At 48.2% G+C, this 23,025-nt stretch carries 21 protein-coding genes; 4 read left to right on the top strand and 17 right to left on the bottom strand.

Translation table 11 applies throughout. The annotated features are described in order from the left end of the window. Positions 1–42: 42 nt before the first annotated feature. The 3 genes from ABIO93_RS25340 to ABIO93_RS25330 are packed head-to-tail and all read left to right on the top strand — an operon-like array spanning position 43 to position 4,542. A complete protein-coding gene (locus ABIO93_RS25340; protein ID WP_348072794.1) occupies positions 43–1,587 on the top strand; it encodes a M81 family metallopeptidase in 1,545 nt (514 codons plus the stop codon). After that, on the top strand, positions 1,584–3,122 hold the full coding sequence (locus ABIO93_RS25335) for a glycosyltransferase family 39 protein (protein ID WP_348072793.1): 1,539 nt from the start codon (positions 1,584–1,586) through the stop codon (positions 3,120–3,122). Before ABIO93_RS25340 ends, ABIO93_RS25335 begins: the two co-directional genes overlap by 4 nt. Before the next feature lie 55 nt (positions 3,123–3,177). Then, on the top strand, positions 3,178–4,542 hold the full coding sequence (locus ABIO93_RS25330; RefSeq protein WP_348072792.1) for a hypothetical protein: 1,365 nt from the start codon (positions 3,178–3,180) through the stop codon (positions 4,540–4,542). A 25-nt stretch (positions 4,543–4,567) separates the two neighbouring features. On the opposite strand, the gene ABIO93_RS25325 is transcribed toward ABIO93_RS25330, so the two are convergent. Genes ABIO93_RS25325 through ABIO93_RS25310 form a run of 4 tightly spaced genes read right to left on the bottom strand, consistent with a single transcriptional unit; the run spans position 4,568 to position 9,547 of the window. Next, the gene (locus tag ABIO93_RS25325) at positions 4,568–5,437 is read right to left on the bottom strand and encodes a beta-1,6-N-acetylglucosaminyltransferase (RefSeq protein WP_348072791.1); all 870 of its coding nucleotides are present in this window, start codon (positions 5,435–5,437) and stop codon (positions 4,568–4,570) included. A gap of 16 nt (positions 5,438–5,453) precedes the next feature. Continuing rightward, complete coding sequence (locus ABIO93_RS25320; protein WP_348072790.1) at positions 5,454–6,356, bottom strand: DUF6625 family protein; 903 nt, start codon at positions 6,354–6,356, stop codon at positions 5,454–5,456. 20 nt (positions 6,357–6,376) lie between these two features. Continuing rightward, on the bottom strand, positions 6,377–7,147 hold the full coding sequence (locus tag ABIO93_RS25315; RefSeq protein WP_348072789.1) for a glycosyltransferase family A protein: 771 nt from the start codon (positions 7,145–7,147) through the stop codon (positions 6,377–6,379). A gap of 9 nt (positions 7,148–7,156) precedes the next feature. Beyond that, the gene (locus ABIO93_RS25310) at positions 7,157–9,547 is read right to left on the bottom strand and encodes an outer membrane beta-barrel protein (protein ID WP_348072788.1); all 2,391 of its coding nucleotides are present in this window, start codon (positions 9,545–9,547) and stop codon (positions 7,157–7,159) included. A gap of 243 nt (positions 9,548–9,790) precedes the next feature. Between ABIO93_RS25310 and ABIO93_RS25305 the strand changes: the two genes are divergently transcribed. Next, positions 9,791–11,296 (top strand): DUF6734 family protein, encoded by a 1,506-nt coding sequence (locus ABIO93_RS25305; protein ID WP_348072787.1) that lies wholly within the window; start codon positions 9,791–9,793, stop codon positions 11,294–11,296. Here ABIO93_RS25305 and ABIO93_RS25300 read toward each other — a convergent pair. The 13 genes from ABIO93_RS25300 to ABIO93_RS25240 all read right to left on the bottom strand — a co-directional run bounded on the left by ABIO93_RS25300 (position 11,293) and on the right by ABIO93_RS25240 (position 22,975). Further along, complete coding sequence (locus ABIO93_RS25300; RefSeq protein WP_348072786.1) at positions 11,293–12,009, bottom strand: hypothetical protein; 717 nt, start codon at positions 12,007–12,009, stop codon at positions 11,293–11,295. The two genes, ABIO93_RS25305 and ABIO93_RS25300, sit on opposite strands and share 4 nt — an antisense overlap. A gap of 12 nt (positions 12,010–12,021) precedes the next feature. After that, on the bottom strand, positions 12,022–14,325 hold the full coding sequence (locus ABIO93_RS25295; protein WP_348072785.1) for a peptidase domain-containing ABC transporter: 2,304 nt from the start codon (positions 14,323–14,325) through the stop codon (positions 12,022–12,024). 8 nt (positions 14,326–14,333) lie between these two features. Continuing rightward, positions 14,334–15,542, bottom strand: a complete 1,209-nt coding sequence (locus ABIO93_RS25290) for a radical SAM protein (protein ID WP_348072784.1) — start codon at positions 15,540–15,542, stop codon at positions 14,334–14,336. A gap of 40 nt (positions 15,543–15,582) precedes the next feature. Continuing rightward, a complete protein-coding gene (locus tag ABIO93_RS25285) occupies positions 15,583–15,756 on the bottom strand; it encodes a hypothetical protein (protein ID WP_348072783.1) in 174 nt (57 codons plus the stop codon). Between the two features lie 14 nt (positions 15,757–15,770). Beyond that, positions 15,771–15,983 carry a hypothetical protein gene (locus tag ABIO93_RS25280; protein ID WP_348072782.1) on the bottom strand — a complete coding sequence of 71 codons (213 nt, stop codon included), beginning with the start codon at positions 15,981–15,983 and terminating at the stop codon, positions 15,771–15,773. A 199-nt stretch (positions 15,984–16,182) separates the two neighbouring features. Next, positions 16,183–16,338: a hypothetical protein gene (locus ABIO93_RS25275; protein ID WP_348072781.1), complete on the bottom strand. Its 156-nt coding sequence runs from the start codon at positions 16,336–16,338 to the stop codon at positions 16,183–16,185. A 120-nt stretch (positions 16,339–16,458) separates the two neighbouring features. Further along, positions 16,459–17,601, bottom strand: coding sequence for a histidine kinase (locus ABIO93_RS25270; protein ID WP_348072780.1), 1,143 nt, complete (start codon positions 17,599–17,601; stop codon positions 16,459–16,461). Between the two features lie 11 nt (positions 17,602–17,612). After that, a complete protein-coding gene (locus ABIO93_RS25265) occupies positions 17,613–18,455 on the bottom strand; it encodes a response regulator transcription factor (RefSeq protein ID WP_348072779.1) in 843 nt (280 codons plus the stop codon). A 130-nt stretch (positions 18,456–18,585) separates the two neighbouring features. Next, positions 18,586–21,738 (bottom strand): lantibiotic dehydratase, encoded by a 3,153-nt coding sequence (locus ABIO93_RS25260; RefSeq protein WP_348072778.1) that lies wholly within the window; start codon positions 21,736–21,738, stop codon positions 18,586–18,588. 93 nt (positions 21,739–21,831) lie between these two features. Further along, positions 21,832–22,017, bottom strand: coding sequence for a class I lanthipeptide (locus tag ABIO93_RS25255; protein WP_348072777.1), 186 nt, complete (start codon positions 22,015–22,017; stop codon positions 21,832–21,834). A gap of 35 nt (positions 22,018–22,052) precedes the next feature. Next, the gene (locus tag ABIO93_RS25250; protein WP_348072776.1) at positions 22,053–22,238 is read right to left on the bottom strand and encodes a class I lanthipeptide; all 186 of its coding nucleotides are present in this window, start codon (positions 22,236–22,238) and stop codon (positions 22,053–22,055) included. A gap of 77 nt (positions 22,239–22,315) precedes the next feature. Beyond that, positions 22,316–22,501, bottom strand: coding sequence for a class I lanthipeptide (locus ABIO93_RS25245; RefSeq protein ID WP_031529518.1), 186 nt, complete (start codon positions 22,499–22,501; stop codon positions 22,316–22,318). A 300-nt stretch (positions 22,502–22,801) separates the two neighbouring features. Continuing rightward, positions 22,802–22,975 (bottom strand): hypothetical protein, encoded by a 174-nt coding sequence (locus ABIO93_RS25240; RefSeq protein ID WP_348072775.1) that lies wholly within the window; start codon positions 22,973–22,975, stop codon positions 22,802–22,804. Between the last annotated feature and the right edge of the window lie 50 nt (positions 22,976–23,025).

Here is a 23,025-nt window from a genome sequence, read left to right as displayed (position 1 = left end):
AATTATTAGGCTTAAATTGTTAAGATAATTTAAAATACTCCTATGAAAATTGCGAAGTTATTGATCCTATCCTTTTGCCTCAGCTTCTCTCTTCAGGCCAAGCATATGCCGCGCGTTGCCATCGCAGGTCTTGGCATTGAATCGAGTACATTTTCGCCGGCATTGACGCTGGAAGAAGCTTTTCACGCCAAGTATGGTGATGACGTGTTCACCTCCTACCCTTTCTTTTCTAAGGACTCGTCGCTGCGGAAACAGGCAGAATGGCTTCCGGCATTGGTCGGAAAGTCACTTCCCGGTGGTGCCGTGACGAGAGAAGCCTATGAATCTCTCGTCAAACAAACCCTGGATCTGCTCAAAAAGAATGGCCCCTATGATGGTTTGTTCTTCGATATCCACGGTGCGATGAGCGTAGTGGGCCTGGACGATCCGGAAGGCGATTTCATTGTGCGTATCCGAAAAGTAATTGGAACAGAAACCCTCATTTCCACATCCATGGATTTACACGGGAATGTGTCGTGGCGACTGGCCCAAAACACGGACCTCATCACTTGCTACCGTATGGCCCCACACGAGGATGCCATGCAAACCAAAAAACGCGCTGTTGAAAATCTGCTGGAACGACTCGAAAGCGGACAGGGTAAGCCTGCCTACAAAGCGTGGATACCAATTCCTGTGCTGTTACCGGGCGAAAAAACAAGTACCCGCATTGAACCCGCCAAAACGATATATGCTGCCGTAACTCCCGCCTCCAAACAGAAGGGCATCATTGACGCGGCGATTTGGGTAGGATATGCCTGGGCCGACGAACCACGGAACCATGCCGTGGTAATGGTAACTGGCGACGATAAAGCAATAGTGACGAAGACGGCCGAGCAATTGGCCAAAAGCTTTTGGGATGCCCGAAAAGGGTTCGCATTTGTGGCGCCAACCGGTTCATTGCAAGAAGCTCTGGACAAAGCATTGGCTAGCAATAAGCATCCGTTTTTTATCAGCGATTCGGGCGACAACCCAACTGCCGGTGGCGCAGGTGACGTGACCTGGACATTGACCGAGATACTAAAACGTCCCGAATTCAAATCCGAAACGGGACCATCATTGATATATGCCTCCATTCCCGGGCCGGAGTTGGTGAAAAGCGCGATCGCCGCAGGAGTGGGTGGCAAGGTAGATGGCTATGCCGGTGGCAAGGTCGACGCCCGTTTTGCACCGCCTATCAGGCTGGTTGGCACTGTAATGTCTATCGAACAGGGTGACAGGAACGCAGAAACAGAGGTCGTGATCAAAGTAGGAAGCGTGAACGTGATCGTTACGGCGAAACGTAAACCTTACCACAAAGAGGCTGATTTTACAAGATTAGGCCTTAATCCACGGAAATCGGACATTGTGGTGGTGAAAATCGGGTACCTGGAACCTGAACTCTACGCCATGCGCGCAGACTGGATACTGTCGCTGACACCCGGCGGAGTAGACCAGAACCTGGAAAGGCTGCCGTACAAAAGGATCAAACGTCCGACGTTCCCGCTAGATAAAGACATGGCAGAGCCGGATTTGAAAGCGCAACTGGTACCAGCCTCCGATAAGAAATGACATTCCTTACTGGCCGGTTCCAGAAAACACTCGTTCTCTGGTTTTTCATTTTGGTTAAATTTGGGCTGCATTGTATCATCGTTGCACCGGAATATGATCTGCATCGTGACGAATACCTGCATTTGGATCAGGGAAAACACCTTGCCTGGGGCTATTTGTCGGTTCCGCCATTTACTTCCTGGACTTCATATATCATTCTGCTACTCGGCAATTCAGAATTCTGGGTGAAGTTCTTTCCTGCGCTCTTTGGTGTGTTAACGATGGTCGTAGTCTGGAAAGCCATTGAAGCGTTGGGCGGGAACCTATTCGCGCTGATACTGGGCGCTACGGCAATTACATTTTCAGTGTTACTGAGAATGAATATGCTCTACCAGCCCAATTCTGTAGACATTCTGGCCTGGACTTTTCTCTACTTTGCCATTTTGCAATACATTAAAACAGAGCAAAATAAATGGCTGTATTTCGCCGCCGCAGCATTGGGTTTTGGGTTTTTGAACAAATACAATGTCGTATTTCTGATCGCAGGACTCGTGCCTGCACTCCTGCTCACCAGCCAACGTAAGATATTCATAAACAAAAAGTTATACCTCGCAGCGATCATTACAGTTTTGATCATTTTGCCCAATCTGGTATGGCAGTACACCCATCACTTTCCGGTATTGTATCACATGAAACTCCTGGCGAAAACACAGCTGGTGAATGTAAACAGGCTGGATTTCCTGAAAGAACAGTTGCTTTTTTTCCTCGGATCAATGTTCGTGATCCTGGCCGCATTTGTCTCGTTCTTTGTGTATCCCGCTTTCAGAAAGTACCAGGCATTTTTCTGGTCATTTGTTTTCACCTTATCGCTTTTCACGTATCTGAAAGCGAAGGGATATTACGCCATTGGCCTCTACCCTATTTTCATCGCATTCGGCTCCGTCTATCTCGAATATTTGTTTACCAAAAAACTAATTTGGCTTCGATACGTGTCTATACTGGTCATGGCTGCATTATTTATACCGATTTACCAGGTTGCATTTCCTACCAAAACTCCTTCCACGATCGCGCAGAATTCGAAGCATTATCAAAAATTAGGCTTGCTGCGTTGGGAAGACGGGAAGGATCACGAGCTGCCGCAGGATTTTGCGGATATGCTGGGCTGGAAAGAACTGGCGGGGAAAGTAGATGCCGAATACGCGAAAATTGCTGATAAGGAACATACATTGGTGCTTTGCGACAACTACGGTCAGGCCGGGGCCATTAATTATTATTCCAAATACAAAAACATCGGCGCGGTCACCATGAATGCGGATTACATCGAATGGTTCCCGCTGGATGAAGAGATCAGGAATGTCATTTTGATCCAGAATGCTGACGACGACGATAAAGATCGAAAACGCGAACAGGCATTTTTTGAAAAAGTATCACTCACAGGCAAGATCGAAAACCCCTATGCCCGCGAGTACGGGGCCAGCATATATGTGCTTTTGAACTCGAAGGTTTCTGTCAACGAAATTCTGAAGAGCGAGATTGAAGAGAATAGATGGGAATAAGTTTGTTTTTTTTGTAACTTCCTCACTACAAACGATAACCAAACTATCGGTAGCCATGAAATATCTGTACTCAATCATTCTATTCTGCGCTATTACCAGCTGCGAAAGCGAATTACCGTCACAGCCTAAGTTCATTTTACCATCGGAAATACTGAAAATGCCCGGTAATATGCTGGCATTCGCCGTTGACGAAGTACCCAAAGAAAACATCCGGTTTATTAACCTGGATAAGTCATCCCCGAACTACAATCACATCGTAGTGACGCTCCCCAAGACATATACCAAGGGCGACAAAATTATAGCCCGTATCAAATTATCGGACGGGTATGGCCTTCGTAATCACTTGTTAAGAGAGTACGAAGCCCGGGAAGTAGAACTGGATTTCTCCAACACGAACGACATCCCGCTGCTTATTTACGACAAAAAAAACGATTTCAATGTGAGCTCGTTTCACATTTATGTCGATCCTACGGTACCGCTCACAGCTACCTCCGCTGGTAAGGATTACGAGCAAGTCCTGGAAGGTCAAGGTGTCTATTTTCATCTGCCTGTTGATCACCTGGGCACCGCTCAAACCATCACCGAAACAGATAGCGCAATTCACCAGGTGAGTGTCCTCATCAAAAACAAAAAAACGAATCTAACCACCATTGTGTCGGCCGATTACTCCCAGCCAAATGAAAGCAACGAACTGTTTGTGCATGTCCCGCCGGAAATCGAAGCAGGAGAATATGAACTGACCATTCAAAAGCAAGATCGCAAAGTAGTTGTTCCGGACGCACTGATCCTTAAATACGGGAGTCCGATCGTTCAATTTTGGCCGGTTACCTCCACAATCAAAGATGATGCTAAAACAATATCCTTCAATGGATACAACCTGATTCCAAACCACGAATATTTATTGGAACTGAAAAGCGATTTCAGTGAGACGCAACGACTGAAACTATCTCCCGCCAATCACCTGTCCATTCAATATAACTTCCCTGCATCTTTTCCAGCTGGAAACTATGAGGCGGCGCTTTTTATAGATGGTAAAGAATTACCGTCCTATATGTCATTCAACAGGAATGTTGTCATTGTAAAAAAGGAAAGTAGCCAACCCATGGTCACATTGCTTTCGAATTACGACAACGGCGTACCTGGTGAGGTGTTGCTATACAAAGCCATTACGACATTCAAGCGGAACCAAGTGATCATTGGCGATTTCCGCGACGGTGTTCGCGCTAATATGGTACTGCTTTTCAAAAACACCACAACAGGAAAACAGTACGAACTTCCCTATTCCGGCAGCACGCCTAATTTTATGTCATTCTCCTACTTCAATATTCCCGCCAATGTTCCAAATGGAAAGTATGAAGTACGGGTGCGTGAAGGTGACCGAGTAAGTGAGCGCTACCAGCGGGTTGTGACGATCGAGTAAAGGGGAATGCTACTATTAACCACAACTACCCTTCCATCACCGTCGCCATGTGCGTTTCCAGCCGGTCGAGGATAGCGTGATCGCGGGCGATATCGAATTTCCTGGCCCACAGCTTGCCGGAAGTAATTAGTGCTTCAAAATCACTTTCCTGCATTACATTCGGATGTGGCTTTCCACCTTCAAACACAATGTAGCGCAAATTGTCATTCACAACCTGGTCGCTGAACGGCGAGTTCAGCACGATCGTCTTGAAAAATGATTCGTCGGGAATGAGGGTAAGTTCGAAAAACTCCACGAAAATGGGGTTATCGGCTACAAAATCCAGGATGTAGCGAACACATTCACTGGTAAGGCACCACCATTGAGAGCCGCCATAGGGTGGAAAATCCTTGAAAAAAGGCCGTTCCATGTTGCTTTCGCGTTGAAATTTGCAAAAAACATCACTCTCGTACATACCAATCTTATCCACAAACCAGTAGTACTTGATTCGATCAAGCCCACCGTTAACCCAGTTTTTGTAAGGCATTTTCCAGTAATTCATAAACTGCTTCCCTTCGTGCTCCTGAAAAAATGAATAGATATTTTCTTTGGACCGCAATGGAAAATCCTGTCCGCTGAGCAGGATGCAATAACCCTCCCGTTTCCCGGCCAGGGCCGCTTTCATCAGGTTTAAGGTCGCCGATACCATCGTGAACCCGCCCCAACATACCGCAACCCTGTTTTTGATGATCCTTACCCGATTCGAAGAAGCGAACCTGTGGCGCCTGATCTCATCAGAGGGCACCCGTTTATCCACATGGATGTAAACGAAAATACGGTCGTCCAGCAGGTTATCAATGAGCCTGTCCACCTGTTCCAGATTTTTGTGTGCCAGTATTAAGTAGTTGATATACATACGGTTTTACTACTTTTTAAAACAATGCTTCAAACTCGGGGAGCCTGGTTGGCTCTTTTCGGAAAAATCCCTTCTCCGAAATATAAAAGCGCCCGGGTATTCTCGTCCAGGCGGGAATAGCGAACGAAGGTTCTTTTTTTAAAAAATGGAAATGAAATGAGAGGTATTCCCTGCCAGTACACGCGTCCCGCAGCATGCCACGCTCCCACACCAGCGTTTCCGATAGCGCTTCCAGGTCTCCTTGCTCGTCCCATTTGTCTTGTTCTAGCACGTGCGACTCGAAATAAGCACGGATCTCCCCCGCCGCAGCCAGCCTGCTCACTACATGCGACATGCTGTCTATCTGCGACCGTGTTTCAAGAATACTTTCTCCTGCCAGCAACTTCCACCACAAAAAATTGCATTCGTCGAATGCAAAGGAACGCGGACTCCAGAATATTTTCCGATAATCTGCGCTCTGCATAAATAGCCTGTTGATTTTCTCAATGTTGCGAAACAACGTGAAATGCCCGATTAGATATTCACGTTTGGCGGTGACGACATCGTAGTTTTGCAAAAGCTCGTCCGGGAAGAAATTTCGGATGTTTCCCAGGATCATATCCACGTCGCAGGTTCCCCAGAATGACGAGGTTTTTAGATAATCCTCAAAAATTATCCCGAATGCAGGTCGCAGGTCACAGATTTTGTAAGGACTTTCCAGTGATACCGGCATGTCTAATCTTTCGCTGGCCAGTACTTTCAAATCTGCCAGCGTCATTCTTACCACTTTCACATTCTTCCGCCGACCTTCGGGCATGACGTCCGAAAGGATCAGGAATGTAAAATCAGGATTGGCGTGACAGCTTTTCAGGAAAACCGGCATCCAGCGCGGTGTCGCGCCGAAATAAGGAATGATGAATGTAATGTCCCGCTTTTCCAAGTTTCAAATCGCTTTTTGATTTACCATAATAAAGGTTTCCAGCCCTTTTCATCAATGAAATACCGGATTACCTCAGCCCTCGTCGTGGTGAAACCGTCCTTCTTCCAGGAGGCAAATTCGTCGAGACTATAAGAAGGCCTGATGTTCCCGCTGTCTGATGGGCTTGTTTGCCTCGGGACTACCGTTCCGATCCCGCCCATAATCTGGCAGCTGGCAGCGAAATGAATGTCTTCCGCCGTTTCGAAGGTTACCGGCCAGATACCCCAAAAATACTGCAGCCATTCAGTTCTAAAAAAATAGCTGCTGCAAGGAAAATCGATCCTGGTATCTGCTTCACACAGGTTCACGGAATCCAGCGTGCGGCTGTCGCCCACAAAATACCGGTTTACATAGCCCGTACCTTTGACTCGCTCCGGATAGAAGTCACTCGGGGGAATGATTCTGCCGTTGCTGGCAACAATGGCATTATGCTGGCGGCAGGTTCGGATGCACATTTCTATCCACGGCGAAGCAGGGATGATGTCATCGTCGAGCACCCAGGCGTATTCCGTTTGCACGTGGATGCTGATACTGAAACGGGAGAAGTATTTGAGATCTTCGTCGGACTGAAAGTACTTCACCTGCGGGTAGTCACGCAGCACGTCCCTTACCTGCACATGCTGCATACATTGGATCACCCATATATGAGCAGGCGGGACCGTCTGGCTCAACATTGCCTCGATCTGCTCCCTAAGATTGTTGCGCTTCCATACCGTCAGTATAACGGTAACTGCTGCGTGATTTCCCATCATTGATCGTGCTCAGTTCGCGTTCATACGTCTCTTTTCCGCCTCATTACCCAGACTTTTGTTTTTAGCCTGCTTCACCGTTTTCTTTCCAAAATTGTAGGACAAAGAAACCCTCACGCGCTGATTATCCGAATAATACTGGCTCGAAATGTTCACAGGACCATACTCGGTTAGCAGCGTATTAACCTGGGTCCTGAAAATATCCTGGAAAGAAACCTTCATTGTGGCATCTTTGAAAACCTCCTTGGTCAGACTGACCGTCGCCCAGTACAGCGCCCTGTTCTTCCATATCGTGTAGCGATTCGGGGAATTATAAACCATGAACAGTTCCGCTTTGTAGCCTTTGGGCAATGAAAAGATATTGGTGCTGTAAAAAGAAAACCCATAGCCTCCTAATTTAACACCTGGCACATTGCCGATAAGCGACCGAGTTTGGGTACCCGATATGGTCAATGACGTATTGGTTTGCCACCATTTCATGATTTCTTGTCCCCAGTTGGCACCCACGTAAGCATCGTTGACGCTCCTAAGGTTGCCCATCGATTGGGTGTAAATCCGCGTTTCGAGGTCTGCAAACATCACATCGGAAATAAGGTTCTTCGTATGGGTGTAATTGGCGTAGAAAGAAAACGCGCCAATGGAGTAGTACGTGTCCATGGTATTGGCGAAGGAAGGTTTCAATCCCGGGTTGCTTTCGGACACCGTGTAAGGGTCCATCAGCGACCGGTAAGGAACGAGGTTGGACAAGGCAGGGCGTGAAATTTTACGGCTGTAAGAAATGCTGAAATTCGATTTGTTCTCAAATGCCTTAGTGATCCCCATACTAGGAAACAGTCCCGAGTATTTCCGTTGCAGGCTCGAACTTGCCAGTTCCTGGCTGGTATACTCGAACCGTAAACCGGCCTGTACCGACCACCCGCCTTTCAGGTCGTTACTGTAATTTCCATATCCCGCATAGCCGTACTCCTTATAAATCCCTGAGTTGCTGAAAGCTGTGTCGGGTAGGTATATTCCCTCGGTGGCGGTTTCCTGCATCAGTCTGTTGTTATTGCTGATGGACATATACCTCGCTCCCAGCTCCCAGCGCCCCGTTTTAGAGGGTAAGGTCAGGTCAGTTTGAGCGATGAGGCTTTGCTGGTCCCCCGGATTCAGTATTCTGACAGCGGTAGGGCTTCCGATCGCGATCCCGTCCGCATCCTGGCGCTGGTAGTAAAGATTTTGCACATTGGATTTATCCAAAAAGCTTTGCGTCACATTGACCGACAGCTCTTTCCCGGTACTGTCGAGCTTGCCTGTGTAATAAAGGTTCACATCGTAGGTTTCCGAATTTCCCCGGCGATTTTTGTCAACATGGAGCAAAGAATCGACTGCGCCGGAGGGACCGATGAACCTGGTATCCATATCGGTCAGGTAGCGGGTCTGGTTATGCCCCGTATTGAACCGCAACCCAATGGATTGGTTGCTATTGGGTGAAAAATCAATGCCGCTAAATGTGGAAACGCCTTTGGTTTTGTAAACGACTTCCAGTTCATTGTTCATGGCACCGCCCGGAAATTTTCTTTTCAAGACCTGGTCTTCCAGTGTATTTTCTACTTTCCCGCTCACGGAGGTGAAAAAATTCCATTTCGGTGTCCGGAAATTGAGGGAGCCGTCGGGATAAAACCTGCCCATGTGTCCCTGCGAATGGATCACGCTCAAACGTCCGTTCAGCCCGGTATTCAAGCTTTTTTTCGTAATGATATTGATCACCGCTCCGAACGACGCATCGTACTTGGCAGGTGGATTGGACAATACTTCTATTTTGAGAATTTCCTCCGCCGAAAAGTTCTGGAGGAAATTAGACAATGCGCTTTCGCTCGTCTGCCGTCCGTCCACCAGGATCAGCACGTTGCCCTTGTTGCCCACTTTAATGCCATTGGACGACATACGAACCAGGGGCGCGTATTTCAGAAGATCCTCCACCTTGTTACCCTTGGCGATGATACTATTCTCCACATTCAGGATCATACGGTCGCCTTTTTGCTCAACCAGGCTACGTTGCCCTTTCACGGTAATCTCCTGAAGATTCTGAGCGGCCTCTTCCAGGGCGATTCCGGAAAACTCGTGAGCAGCATGCGCGGAATCAAGTGTAAATTGCTCTGTCCATTTCTTCTGAAAACCCATGTACTGCACGGCGAGCAGATAGTTACCCTCCACAATGTTATCAATCACAAAAAGACCCTGATCATCGGATATGGCACCTTTGACGATGCTGGAATCTTTGCCGGAAACAAGTGCAATGGTGGCATACGGTGCTACTTCGCTATTTTTTTCCACAACCTTCCCTTTTACAACAAACTGCGCTGATAACTGGCCCGAGAGGCACATAACAAACGCTGCGAGCAGATATGATTTCCTTTTCATGACAATCCGAATTAAATGATAACGCCTTTTTTTGATACACAAAAGAGTCCATAAATCGGTTTTGCAGAAATTTTCTTATACCAATCCGCCGAAAATTACGACCGGACAAAAACCTCAGATTCGTCGATACCGTGACTCATTTCGTCGAAAAAAAGACTCGTACAACACGTCCATTTCCTTACTTCGTCAGTGCTCCGGCGGCCTTTACTGCTGTTCATACTTTCTCCCTCAAACACACTGCACATGAAGGCTATACAAACATTTTGGACGCAGCCAGGTCAGCCCATTCAACAGATTGCTGGTGGGTGGCTCGACCCGCGCTATCATTTTATGAGTTGGGCACTCAGTTCGTCACTCCTCGCCCGTCATTTCGAAAAAGTGGTACTCCATACTGATGTAAAAGGCCGCCAGATCCTTATCGACGAGCTGGGCTTGCCTTACTCGGAGGTGACTCTGGTGCAGGAAGGACTGGAAGAGAAATACCCGAAAAAATGGTGGGTTATGCGCAAAATACTGTCCTACGGCTTATCCGACGAACCTTTTATCCATGTCGATGGCGACGCTTTTCTCTGGAACGGCCTCGCCGAGCCACTGCGCAATGCCACTTTGATCGCACAGAACCGGCAAGACGGTTTCCTGTGCTATAATGTGGCCGTGAACCAGTTCAACAGCGCTGGTATTCCCCTGCCCGGCTTCATCAACCCTTCATTGGACCACTATCCGGCGGTCAATATGGGCATTACGGGTGGTACTGACCACGGCTTTTTCAAAAAGTATGTCGACACTGTGAGCACATTTTATGACGAGCACCTCCGCACACAGGAAGCTTCTCCGGAAATGACCAACACCGGCTATCTCAACACGCTGATCGAGGAATGCTTTTTTTCCGTCCTGGCCGCCTCGGAGAACCTGCCCATTACCACCCTCATTGACGAACAATTGGATGGCGGATATGCATCGCTCGCCAACTGCCTTGACAGGAGCTACCCGGTGACGCATCTGATCGGCGAGAACAAGCAGCGCATTTTCTACTGCAAGCAAGTGGAATTCTATCTTCGTAAACTCTTTCCCGACACCTTCCTCCGCGTTACCCGTTTTTTGGAAAAATACGATTTTCACCAAAGCCCTGTCCAGGATAAGCCCGCTGTCGACCCATTCATGCTCAGCAATGCGCTTTGCAAAAACAACGCTGAGTCTTCGGTTTTTACGCTCGAAAACTACCATACCCTGACCCGAAAATTCCAGAAGCAGAAAAAGGATAATATCTTAAAAATGAGCCTGTTTGAAATGGAAAAGAGCCGGATCATCCGCAGGTACCTCCGCGACAAGCCACGGTATGCAAAGCAACAGCAAAACCGATTTGCCCTGGTGGACCAGCTGATGACCTTACCGATTAGCGAGCGACTGGACGATATCCTGGCTTACAATGCGCACGCACCGATCCTGAGGGTAAGGTATCCCTCGCAGTCGACGGACAGCCATTGCACGCTGGTTTATGACTTTGATTTTCGCTACGAGCACATTACGCACCGGTCGCTGGATGACCTCAGCCTGCTCATCCTGCTGCACACTGAAAATGCGGTGCCCTACCGGGTTTTGATCGACCTGTTCCAAAACCGGACAAGGGCGGAACTCGATACTGACGCACCGACATCCGCCCTTGTCAAACTGGATCTCAAAATCAAAGAAATGGTTCTGATAGGCCTTCTCACTTACACGTTCTCGGGTAAAAAGACGCTGATCCGTTAGAGGATCCCACCGAAAACCTTATCGAAAACCGACAGGTTCTCAGTAATCACTTCGGCTTCCCCATTCAGCACCGCCTGTACCGGAATTTTCTGATTAATATTCGTCGTTAACCCGTTGGTAAGCGCAACTTTGACCCTGTAAAACCTATCGATCGGAACCAGAGGCCTGCTTGCCACCTTTCCGATCAGAAAACCGTATTTACTTTCGGGAAACTCATTAAGCCGTAAGATTACCTTCTGTCCTTTCCGAAGCTGGCCGGCCCCGTTAATGGGCACATGCAACTCCACATCATACGTCGTAAACTCGGGTACTACTATCAGCACCGATGCCCGGGGCATTTCCTCGGTGCCTTTGAAAATCGCTATCTTCCCATTGGTGGGAGCCGTGTAAAACCGTTTTTTACCTGTGGCTGAATTGCTCTCGACAAGAATAGTATCATTCTTCTGTACCGACATGCCGTCGGATACTTGCGGCAGATAGTCCACTGATGCATCTGTTTTCATCCATACCACCCTGAAATACTGCTCACGGGCATTCAAACTGGCCTTTGCCTTAATGGAGACCGGCAGGTACAAATATTTGGAAATCCCCACTACGATCAGCAGCAGGGCAAGAAAGACGGAAATGCCCCATCGGATAACCCAGCCAGGAACCTGGCCGATGATTTCCTGGATCTCCTCATTGGGTTGGTACTGATCAATGATCGTTGACATATTGGTTTCCTTTTAAGCTGCGTCCAATTCAAGTTGATTTTTCACCAGATTGTAATAGTAACCCTTGCTCTTGCACAACTCTTTGTGGTTACCGATTTCCTTGACCTCTCCACCGTCCAAAACGATAATCTGATCAGCATTTTTGACGGTACTGAGCCGGTGCGCGATTACGATGACGGTGCGACCCTGGAAGAATTTTTCCAGATTTTCCATAATGATGCGCTCGTTATTAGCGTCGAGTGCACTGGTAGCTTCGTCGAAGAACAGGTAACTAGGGTCTTTATATACCGATCTGGCAATAAAAATTCGTTGTCGCTGGCCACCGCTCAGGCCCGAACCTGCGCTGCCTACCTTGGTGGAAAAGCCGAGCGGTAACTTCCGCACATAGTCCTGAATATTGGCGGTCAGCACGGCTTCCAGCAGGCGGGTTTCATTGATTCTCTGTCCGTCCACAGCAATGTTCTTGGCCAGGGTATCGGAGAAAATAAACCCATCCTGCATGACCGTACCGCATCGGTTCCGCCAGCTGCTGGCCTGTATGTCCGTCATTTCGATGCCATCGATCAGGATTTCGCCTTCCTGTGGCGGGTAGAATTTCAGAAGCAGTTTGAGTAAGGTCGTTTTTCCACTGCCGCTAGCCCCCACAATCGCAGTCACTTTCCCTTTTGGAATATGAATATTGATATTTTTTAAAATCCAGGGAACATGTGGGCTACCATACCGGAAGGACAAATTGCGAATGGTAATACCCTCATCGAAGCCAGTTAGCAGGCTGTTGAAACGCATGTCGCTGACGGCGCCTTGCAAATCACTCTCGCTGTAGTTGGCGATTTCGCTGCGTTTGCCGAACATATATTCCTCATTCAGTTCCTCGTCTGGCTTGTTGTGTATCTCGCTTAGCCTGTCGAGGCTCATTTTGGAATCCTGCACGCTTTTGATGAACTCGATGATCTGGCTCAGCGGGCCATTTAGCTGCCCGATAATGTAGGAAATACTAAGCATGACCCCCAGTGATATTTCATTGTTGATTACCTGGGTGGCCGAAATGTAAGTGACGATGATGTTTTTAAGCTGTGTGAAAAACGACGACCCGATTTCCTGGTATTGTTCCAGGCTCAGGCTCTTCACATTGACCTTGAACAGCTTGGCCTGAATGCGTTCCCATTCCCATCGGCGCGCCCGTTCGCAATTGTTCAGCTTGATCTCCTGCATACCGGTGATCAGCTCAAATATGCTGCTCTGGTTCTCACGCATGCTCTGGAACCGCTTATAGTCAAGATCACGGCGCTGTTTCAGGAACAGAAAAACCCATGCAAACGAAAGAATGCTACCGACTACGAATACGAGCAGCAGCTCCATGCTGTAAAAAGCCAGTACCCCCGAAAAGATGATGATATTCAGTACCGAGAAAAGCGTGTTGATGGTCGTGCTGGTCAGAAAAGTCTCGATACGGTGGTGGTCGGCGAGCCGCTGTGTGATATCTCCTACATTCTTGCTTTCAAAAAAACTGATCGGCAACTTCATGAGTTTGATCAGGAAGTGCGAAATGATACTGAGACTGATCCTTGTATTAATATGCAGCAGGATCCAGTTCCGGATCATATCCACGCTCACCCCGCCAAGAAAGAGCATCAGCTGGGCGATCAGAATCAGGTGAATAAGGCTGATATTATGTTGGTGGATACCGTAATCAACGAGCGACTGCGTGAGAAATGGAAAAATCAGGCTCACAATACTTCCAAAGACCATTCCCAGGCATACCTGCATCAGGTATTTTTTGTACGGAGTAAGGTATTGAAACAAAAAGCCGAAACCCGTGTTCGGCTTCCGGTCACCCTCTGTTTCGGTCTGATGAAATTCGGGGGTAGGTTCAAGAAGTAGGGCCACGCCCACTTCCCTGGCGGGGTCACCCGCCCAGCAGCGCAAGAATACTTCCCGGTCGAGGGCAATCAGTCCGTGCCCGGGGTCGGCTATAATGTAACGGTCCTCGAACTTGCGTTTGCTGAACGAAAACTGCCTTTTTACGTCGTATAGCACCACATAATGCTCCTGGTTCCAATGCAAAATACAAGGATAAGGTGCTTCGTTACTAAGTTTTTGGCAATTAATCCGCACCATTAAGGTCTTGAAACCTATCTTCTCGGCAGCAAGGCTCAGGTTAGCCAGGCTCACACCCGACCGGGACACAAACGCATTGGACCTTAAAAAATCAATGGAATAATCCTTCCCAAAATATGCCGTCACCATTTTAAGGCAAGTAGGCCCACAGTCCATAAAATCCAGCTGTGCAAAAACTTTGTATTTATTTCCAGCCATGTCCGTCGTTATTTAACAATATTGATACTTTTCAAAGCGTCGGCATAAGTAGTCGGTGCGAGACCGGCCCCTTCAATGGTACCGGACGACAAGTGGCTGAGCAGCACGTTCTGTACGTGTGTCAGCAGCTTCATCAGGTCATAGCAATAAACAGACGCGTTTGCGAACTGACTCTCCGCGCTGAATCTGTGAGCCAGGTGTCCGCCTCCACATACCTGCCTGATCCTGCATTGACGACATACATGCGGTAAGATGCGATGGCTCTGTCGGTGCATATTGACTAACGGTGATGCATATACTTCCGAGAATTCGTGGTGCGCCAGGTGCATTCCTTCTTTTGTAAATCCATCGCCGCAAGCTTTCAGGTAATCCGAAGCCTCGATGCCGCCATCCGTTTCTACGATCAGGTAACGGTTTTCCTCCTGCCCAATACTCTCGAAGCCGGTATCAATGCCCAGGATCATGAAAATCAACTGGTTCAGAAACCTGATCCTGGGCTTGGCACCCCGGTCGGTAAACCAGCAATCGAAAAGCCTGATCCACCAGTCGCCGTAGGGTGTGTAAGCGGGCGTTGATGCCCGCTGTGCATACAAGGGCGGCGGTTTGTCGTGGTGATAATCCGGCCACAGGAAGTCCAGGTAATCGATACCAAGACCCTTAAAATAGGCGTACAATTCCAATGGGTCCGAGGCTGCGTCCATCACCGCCAGTATACCGAGTCGGCAATTGGCGAGCTGTGCAGCCTTTAATCCTGCGACGGTCCGGGCGTGAGAACCTAGTTGCCGGTGGTCTTTACGGAACCTGTCGTGCCAATGCGCAGGGCCATCGAGGCTGATACCAATGTGAAATGAAAGGTCGTTGAGCCATTCACACCAGGCTGCATCAAGCAGCACGCCGTTAGTCTGGACACCGAATTTCAATTTGACCCTGGTACCCAATGCGGCCCGCGCCTTTTCAACGAATTTCCTAAAAAACGGCTTCCCCGCCAGCAGCGGCTCTCCGCCATGCAGGATGAAATCAAATTCCGCGAGCTTGAATTCGTCACAATGCCTGCTCACCCTCTCCATTAACTGATCCACTTGCGCATAGGCCATGACCTTGGGCAGGAAACGATAGCTCTCGTCGCCCATCTGGTACATATAGCAATAGGAGCAGTTGATGTTACAACGACTCGCTATTTTGACTACCACGCCGCTCAGACCTTGTTGGGAAGGCATATTCATTCAGGTTAACTATCAGGGGCATTCCATTTCTAAATCAAAGTTTTTCTTTGTCTTCGTCGGTCGCTTTACCGCCACCAAACTGCAACCAACCTCCTTGCACGTCGTCTCCATCGATCTGATCCTTTCCGTCCTCTTTGAGTTCTTCCAGTGATTTTCTGGTGCTTTTCTTGTCGAGCTTGCTGATCGAAAATCTGTCTTTCTTTTTCATGATAACAAGGCGTTTTAGTGATTGTTCAGGCCCAGGTTTTCCAGCAGGTTTCCCGAGCGGATCTTAGCCCTGCCAGTGGTTGTTTCGTAAATGATCGGCATGTGAGGCCGGTCTCCGCCCCTCAGTTCTTCGCCGTCGTCTTTCGTAAGAATTTCAACATTCAACTTCTGGCCTATTTCATCGCCGTCGAGGAGTTCCATCCAAAACTGGTCAAAGTTCTTTCTCATAGCAGTAGTATTTTGGTAAAACTTGATAAACAAATGTGCCTGATTAGCCAGGGCATTCACAGCTTTATCGACGAATCTCACCTATTAATCGACCATGCAGCCGTCACGGACCATTCCTGATTTGTATGAGGTGAACCAGGAATGGTTCGTACGGATCTGTTCCTAGTAATAGAATACGAAAATGGTGGAATTCAATTGCTTAGAGCGTGAGTGCTTTGCAAACTATACTGGTGTTGACGGTGGTCTCCGAATCGGTCATATTCCTTTCGGTTTGATTGGATGCGAATCCGATCAGACGCGCCACTGTAAATTTTTTCAGAAACATTTTTGCCGAATTGGAAGATTGGTTTTTCATGTCGTATGTTAATTTTGGTTTGATTTACGACATGAAGTAAAACAAGAAAAAACATACTTTTTCTCTTTTTATACCAATATGAGCTAACGGTCGACCAAAGTCCTGAAACGTTCGCGGCGACTATTTCAACGGCAATTTGATCGATACTTTATACTCCTCGGCGGTAGTCGTCTTCTCTACCAAATGGTTATCCGGATAGTACATTTCGAGCCGCTTTTTCAGGTTTACCAACCCTATTCCACCTGATGTTTCCCGGTTTCCTTTCCGCATAGTAGGCACGTTGGGCTTGCTGTTGGTGATGCTGAATTCCAGTAGTTCGGGCGTGACACCGATGTGGATGTCCACATAGGAGTTGTGCCGTGTAGCATGCACCCCATGTTTGAATGCATTCTCGACCAGCGTGATCAGCAGGAATGTAGGGATTTGATGCGCGTCGTCGATCTCCCCGTGCTGCACGAGGTCAATCTTGCATCGGCGTGTGCTGCGGATCGATTCCAGCTCTACATAGTGTTTGATGTACTGGATCTCCTTGTCGAGCTTGATAAACTCATCATTGGCCTCGTACAATGCAAAACGCAAAATACCCGACGCCTTCTGAAGGTACTCGGCCGCATCCTCCGCCACCGGCAGGATCTTCGCATAGGCTGCATTAAGCACATTGAACACAAAGTGAGGATTGATCTGTGATTTCAGCACCTTTAACTCCATCGTCAGTGCTTCGTTCTGCAATTTTTGGCGCAGAATATTTTCTATCGCTGCATACTTGGCAACCTTGAACGCGGCAGGCAGCAGGAGTAGCTCGATTTCGGAAATGTCATAGGCAAATACCAGCCAGGAGCGCAGATTAAGAATATGAAAAGGGGATAAGTACATTCCCGCAACCAGCTTAAACCGTTCAGGCATGTTTTTCAGATCAAATGCATAGTCCACAAACAAAAACAGTAAGACTGAGAGCATATGCTTCAGCACAACGATCGTCAACAGCAGAACAATGGCCAGGGTTACGCCTTTCAGATACTTTCGGAGCAGGTTAAAAAGCGCTACACAGAGGTAATATTCAGGAATGACTTTCGAGAAATACAGGAAACTCGACACGGTAACGCGGGGGTCGGAAACCTGGGAAGCCAGCGTTGGGATGGCATAAGCGTAATGTAGCAGCAGGAACAGCACCCAGAAGCACACATGATAGAAAACCCGCAACGCAGGCGTTCGCGGGAAGAGCAGTCTGACAACAAACGAATTACCATTATCGATTTTATCCATCCACCAAGCGATTACTTTTCTGTCAGTTGTCTGAAAACTTCGTCTCTGGTTGGTGAAACGGCAATGGATACTTTCATACCATTGAGCATAGTAATCATATTGCCTTCGATGAGCTTGATGCAGTTCCTGTTTACAATGTAGGACCGGTGTGTTCTCACGAACGTCGGCGCCGGAAGCCGGCTCATCATGGAAGCCATTGATGCCAGCGTCACCAGCACGCCGCTGGAATGATATACCTTCACATAATCCTTTAAACCCTCAATGAAATATACTTCCTTGAACCACACACAATACATTTTGCGGTCGGCTCGGATCCACATATATTCTTCCTGTCCGCCGTTTTCCATTTTTTTGTCCGGCAACGGCGAAGAAATCTCGGATTCAACTAATGGAGTGGCCGCGGCCAGATCGCTATATCCTGAACTCATCGATTCCTCGCTGGCCTTGGGTTTTACGTCGTAGCCTTGTGCGCCCGCTACTAACCTGCGTGCCTTTGTGACGGCTTTCAGAAAGCGATCAAAGCCGATCGGTTTCAGCAAAAATGAGGTTACATCGAAGGTGAAGCCATCGACGGCGTATTCCGGGTAAGCGGTAGTCATGATCACCTGAGACAGCGGCGCATTCACAATGCTCAACAGATCGATTCCCGATAACTCCGGCATATTTACATCAAGAAAAATAATATCTGGCTGAGACTCCGGAATCACTTCCAGCGCTTCAACCGCATTGTAGCAACTTCCTGCATAGGTAAGCCACGGAATTTTGGCGATCAAAAACCGCAGTACTTCGTGGGCCGGCTCCTCATCATCAATGATCAGACAACTTATCTTTCGGGTGGTCGTAGTTGAACTCATCGGGGGTGTGGCTGGTAGTATGCTTGTTGAGGTTCGTTGATTCAAATCCTGCATTGAGGAGCCCGCAAATAACCAGTCTATCGGTTACATCTGACAAACAAATATAAGCTTTCTCATTTAAATTATAATATTAGTTTTGTGCCGCTACGGTTTTTTTACTGGGCGTTTTAGCCCTTGCGAGCGTCGATTCGTAGTATTTTTTTAGGTAATGGTACACTACGAGCTCATGTACGCGTTGCTTCGACACGAATAGGCGGTTCAGGAACATGTGGACCAGGCTCGCCGCGAGATTACTCCGACTTACTTCCAGGCCAGGCAGTAATGCACCCATCGACGCTCTGATCCTGGCGGAACGTTCGTTCAAAATAGATATGGCTTCGTTCATCTCATTAGCTTCGTCGTCGGCCGCATTCATGAAACTTGTAATGTCTCTCGTGTGAGCCCTGTACTTATTATTGAGCTGCACCGTGAGTTGGGTATTACCATTAAATTCCTTGAAAAACCTTTCCTGCAAAGCGTCCATCAGCTCTTTTTTCTCGGGAAGCGTAAAATCCATATCATCCAGAATCGAATGTACACTGCGCAGACCGATCAGCCAGCGATACCGTTCCCCCTCGTCACCGCCCAGCAGGTCGAGTAGGTTGATGGTGGCAACACTGTCTGCAAAAAACACCGATTCTATTTCCGGAAATGAATGTTGACCGTAGCGTTCCAGCTCCCGCTTGTAGGTATCTATCTGCAATTTCAGCACGATGCCATCCTCCAGGAGAGGCTGCAACAACTGATTGAGTTCGTTAAGTACTTCGTTCCAGAACCCTGGCCGGCTGCTGTGGTAAAACCGTATCCTCAAATGCTCTTCCGGGTCGGCATAACGGAGGTAAAACCATTTTTCAATGAGGCCTTTTTCCAAAAGCCGCTCGGTAAATGGCTTAATGGTCGACGTCAGCAAGCGGTCGGCTGTTTTTGTTCCCGCATAGATTTTGATATACAACCATTCACTACCGACCATAAACTGCCGACGGATCAGGTCGGGCTTGGCGATCGCAGGAGCCACGGCTTCCTTTTTTTCCTTTTTTTGCAAAAGAGGGATCAGCACTTCGTTGACATACCCACGGCCGTCCACATTCAGCATCGTTTTCCCTGGGGTATCCACAAATTCAGAAATGCCGATCTTGCCATATTTGCGCATGGCATCGCAGAGGATCTGGATCGAAATTTCCGACTCCCCATCGATCAGCAGTTCGTTGTCTCCTTGTCTGATGCACACCCATTGCGGGATGCCCCGCGCCTGCCGGAGCTGCTGCCATTCTTGTACGTAAGCGGGTTCTTTGGTGAGCAATGTCGCAAAATCTTCCTTTTCGAGGTTCCAGGTGGCCTTGGTTAGTATCCAATGCTTGTACTGTACACGCGGCAGGAAAGGATTGTTGCCCAGGAAACTCCAGTTCCAGTTGAAATACTGATTTCCATGCTGGTACGCCAGGTCGCATAAGAACCGGTAGACAGGAAGTCCGGCCGCGAAGTTATGCGCATTGGTCAGCCGGGGATAGACCCGCTTGTTTAAGCTTTTCGAGCGTAATACGATCTCTTTGCCACCTGGGACCGACACCATCAGGTCGCTGGGCAAGATCTGTTTTTCGGCAGGAAGAGAGGAGCCGGCCAGGTAAGGAATCTCATACTCCCGGAAATGCGGGCGCATCAGCACATTACCGACACGGGCTTCGGGCAAATGCGCGATTTCCGCAAAAATAGCATCAGGATCCAGCATTTCCTCCTCCCGCGAGGCCTCTCTTGTTAACTCGGTCAAAGCCGGATTTCCATGGCAAAACCTACCGATCAGTTTCAATCCAGAAGGGCCGCCCATGGCATGGAATGCAAACTGAAAATCGCCTTCATCCATCGCCTGCTGCGAGGGTGCGATCAGGCTACCAAACAGATAAAAGCTATCGGGGAGTGGATGTGCTACTGGTATGTCTTTTCGCAAAGCATTCAGCATATCGTCGGTCAGATGTACGCAATTGCTTCCTTCGGCGATGGCATTCTGGTAGATCTTTTCTTTGAATTTCACTACGGGAGTCCAGTCGGTCTGTCCCGGTTTCGACACGGAAGGCAAATACATTTCATCTAATAGCGGCAGGTTATCAGCCTTACCGGCGGTGATATGGCCATAGCCCACACCAGCCTCATTATCCAGGGCCATGAGCAGCGGTACCTCCCGCTCTTCGAAGCGCTCGTAAAATGCCCTGCGGAACTGATCTGTTTCCGGAAACTGGTTACGGTAGCCCAGGCAGGAAATGTTCGTAAATTCTTTGGTCAGTGTGTCTACTACCTGCTCATTGAGCACGCAGGATTCTGTTTCGTAAAAAAGGTCCGTCTGCACGAGGTCCTTGCTGCCGGTAGTAACAAAGTGCTCCGATATAATGGATTCGATCTGCCGGTATTTCGTAACACCTACTTCTTGTAATTTCAGCGATGAACCGATCTCACGCAGGTGACGTGTATCCTCCTCCGTTCCCTCCATACCTTCCAGCTTTTTCACCACCACATTAAAAAACTCATCGCCGGTAACGGTTGCGTCCATTTCGCTGACCAGGATCTGGGATTCGATAATCATATCAATGTACCGGGCTGCTTCTTCCAGTGTAATGTCCGGTGCCATCAGGCTGTCGGCCAGCTGGGCCACCGTAGCTCCACCTTTTGCGAGCTCAATTACTATGTCAAGATATTCGCTGGATTCGACAGCGGACAGTACATATTGTCTCTTCTTATTTTTCACGGAACCTTCCACGTAGCGGTAAGTGGTCCCGATTTTGTATAAACTGTTATTCGGATAGAATTTGAGTTGACTGTAAATATTACTTTTCTGTACCAGACCTGAAACCATTTCTGCTACATAGTTCATATCCAGGCGTGCGTGTGTATAGTATGGATCATCCTTGCGAAAGGCGATCCTTGTTTCCTGGCCCAGTTCTCCCAGGGCACACCCTGCAAAGAGGCCATAGGGCGTACTTCTGGCGGTCATCCTGACCAGGTATTTGTACAGCGACTTCATGAGCTTGTCAACGCCCGTCTTGACCCTGCCTTCCAGGACGCCTGTAAACGAATCGTACAGTTCCGGGGAGGCTACATAAATAGCTTCCAGAATAGCCGGCTGTGAAACAAACCGGATCATCTCCTCTTCGAACAGCTCTGGATGGCCATTGATCTTTTTATGAAATGCTTGAAAAACATCGAGGGATAGTTGCGGGCGCCTTAGCAAAAAAAAACCCTGAGAGGATATACGCATCTTTCTGTAAGTTGAACAGGTGAAATTAGTAACATCTTCAAAGAAGAAACCGGAGTGGTATTTTTCACTCCGGTTTTTCTTGTAAAAAAGCCTTTATTTAGCGCAGGATGTGTAGGTACTGGTAGCCCCTTCGCCGCAGCAGCTGGGTCCGCTGTCCCCACCGTTAGAAGCGCCTCCTTCAATTTCCAGGGTCTGATCTACCGAAAGCTGTTCAATATTCAGTCGTGCGATGGTTTCTTTGTCAAATGACAATTTCGAGGCTGCATCTCTTTTTTTCATGATTGAAATAGCGTTAAAATAGTCTGAATGGAAAGTTATTTCGCGCAGGATGTGTAGGTCGAAGTGTTGCCGACCCCGCAGCAGCTGGCACCATTGTCGCCAGCGCCTGTTGCGCCACCTTCTACTTCCTGTGTTTGCTCAGACGACAATTGTTCTTCGTTCAATCTGGCAATGGTCTCTTTATCAAGAGATAACTTCGTGTTCGTGGTTTTTTTCTTCATGATCTTGATTGAAATTGGAAGTGATTAAATAAAAAAAGGGATTAGTTACGATAATCGAACTAATCCCGGTGCATTGCTTAGCCTGCGCATGAAGTGTAGGTAGATGTTTTTCCAATACCACAGCAGCTTGGGCCATTGTCTCCGCCAGCTGTGGCACCGCCTTCCAGTTCCTGAGTTTGCTCGTTCGAAAGTTGTTCCTCGTTAAGACGTGCGATTGTTTCTTTGTCCAATGATAGTTTTGAAACTTCTGATTTCCTTTTCATAGAAAATAAATGGTTAAAGTGAAAAAATGAAACATGACGTTCTAATTGGGCCCGAACGAAATCGTTACAAACATGGTGGAGGGCCGGGCGGTGCCTAAATTATTTATACGAACCAGCCCTTATTATCGACGGAAAGCTTCCGTCCGAGAATCCGGCGTTTTTCATCTACAAAAGGGCTCGTCTATCATTTTCATAAACTCGTCTATCATTTTGGAACGGGATGGCCATATAAGGCGAATCGGGGCATACAAAAAGCACCGGCCTCGTAAAGCCGGTGCTCTCTCCATGCGTGCCTGCGCCTCATGCACAAGAAGTATACTTATACGGCCCGCAGCAGGTCGGGCCTTCCATAGTCGTGGTGGCCTTCCCGCCAAATACCTCCTGGCTGTTATCGGCAGAAAGTACATCGATACTCAACCGCGCCATTGTGTCCTTGTCCAGCACCAGTTTGGCAGATTCTCTTTTTTTCTTCATTGCTATGTGATTTAAAACGTTAAAAACAGGCAGCAAGCCCCCTGCATGCT

The sequence above is a fragment of the Dyadobacter sp. genome (assembly GCF_039919315.1).
Taxonomy (GTDB): Bacteria; Bacteroidota; Bacteroidia; order Cytophagales; family Spirosomataceae; genus Dyadobacter.
The sequence above is the reverse complement of the archived record's forward strand: the minus strand, read 5'-3'. Positions and strand labels throughout refer to the sequence as shown.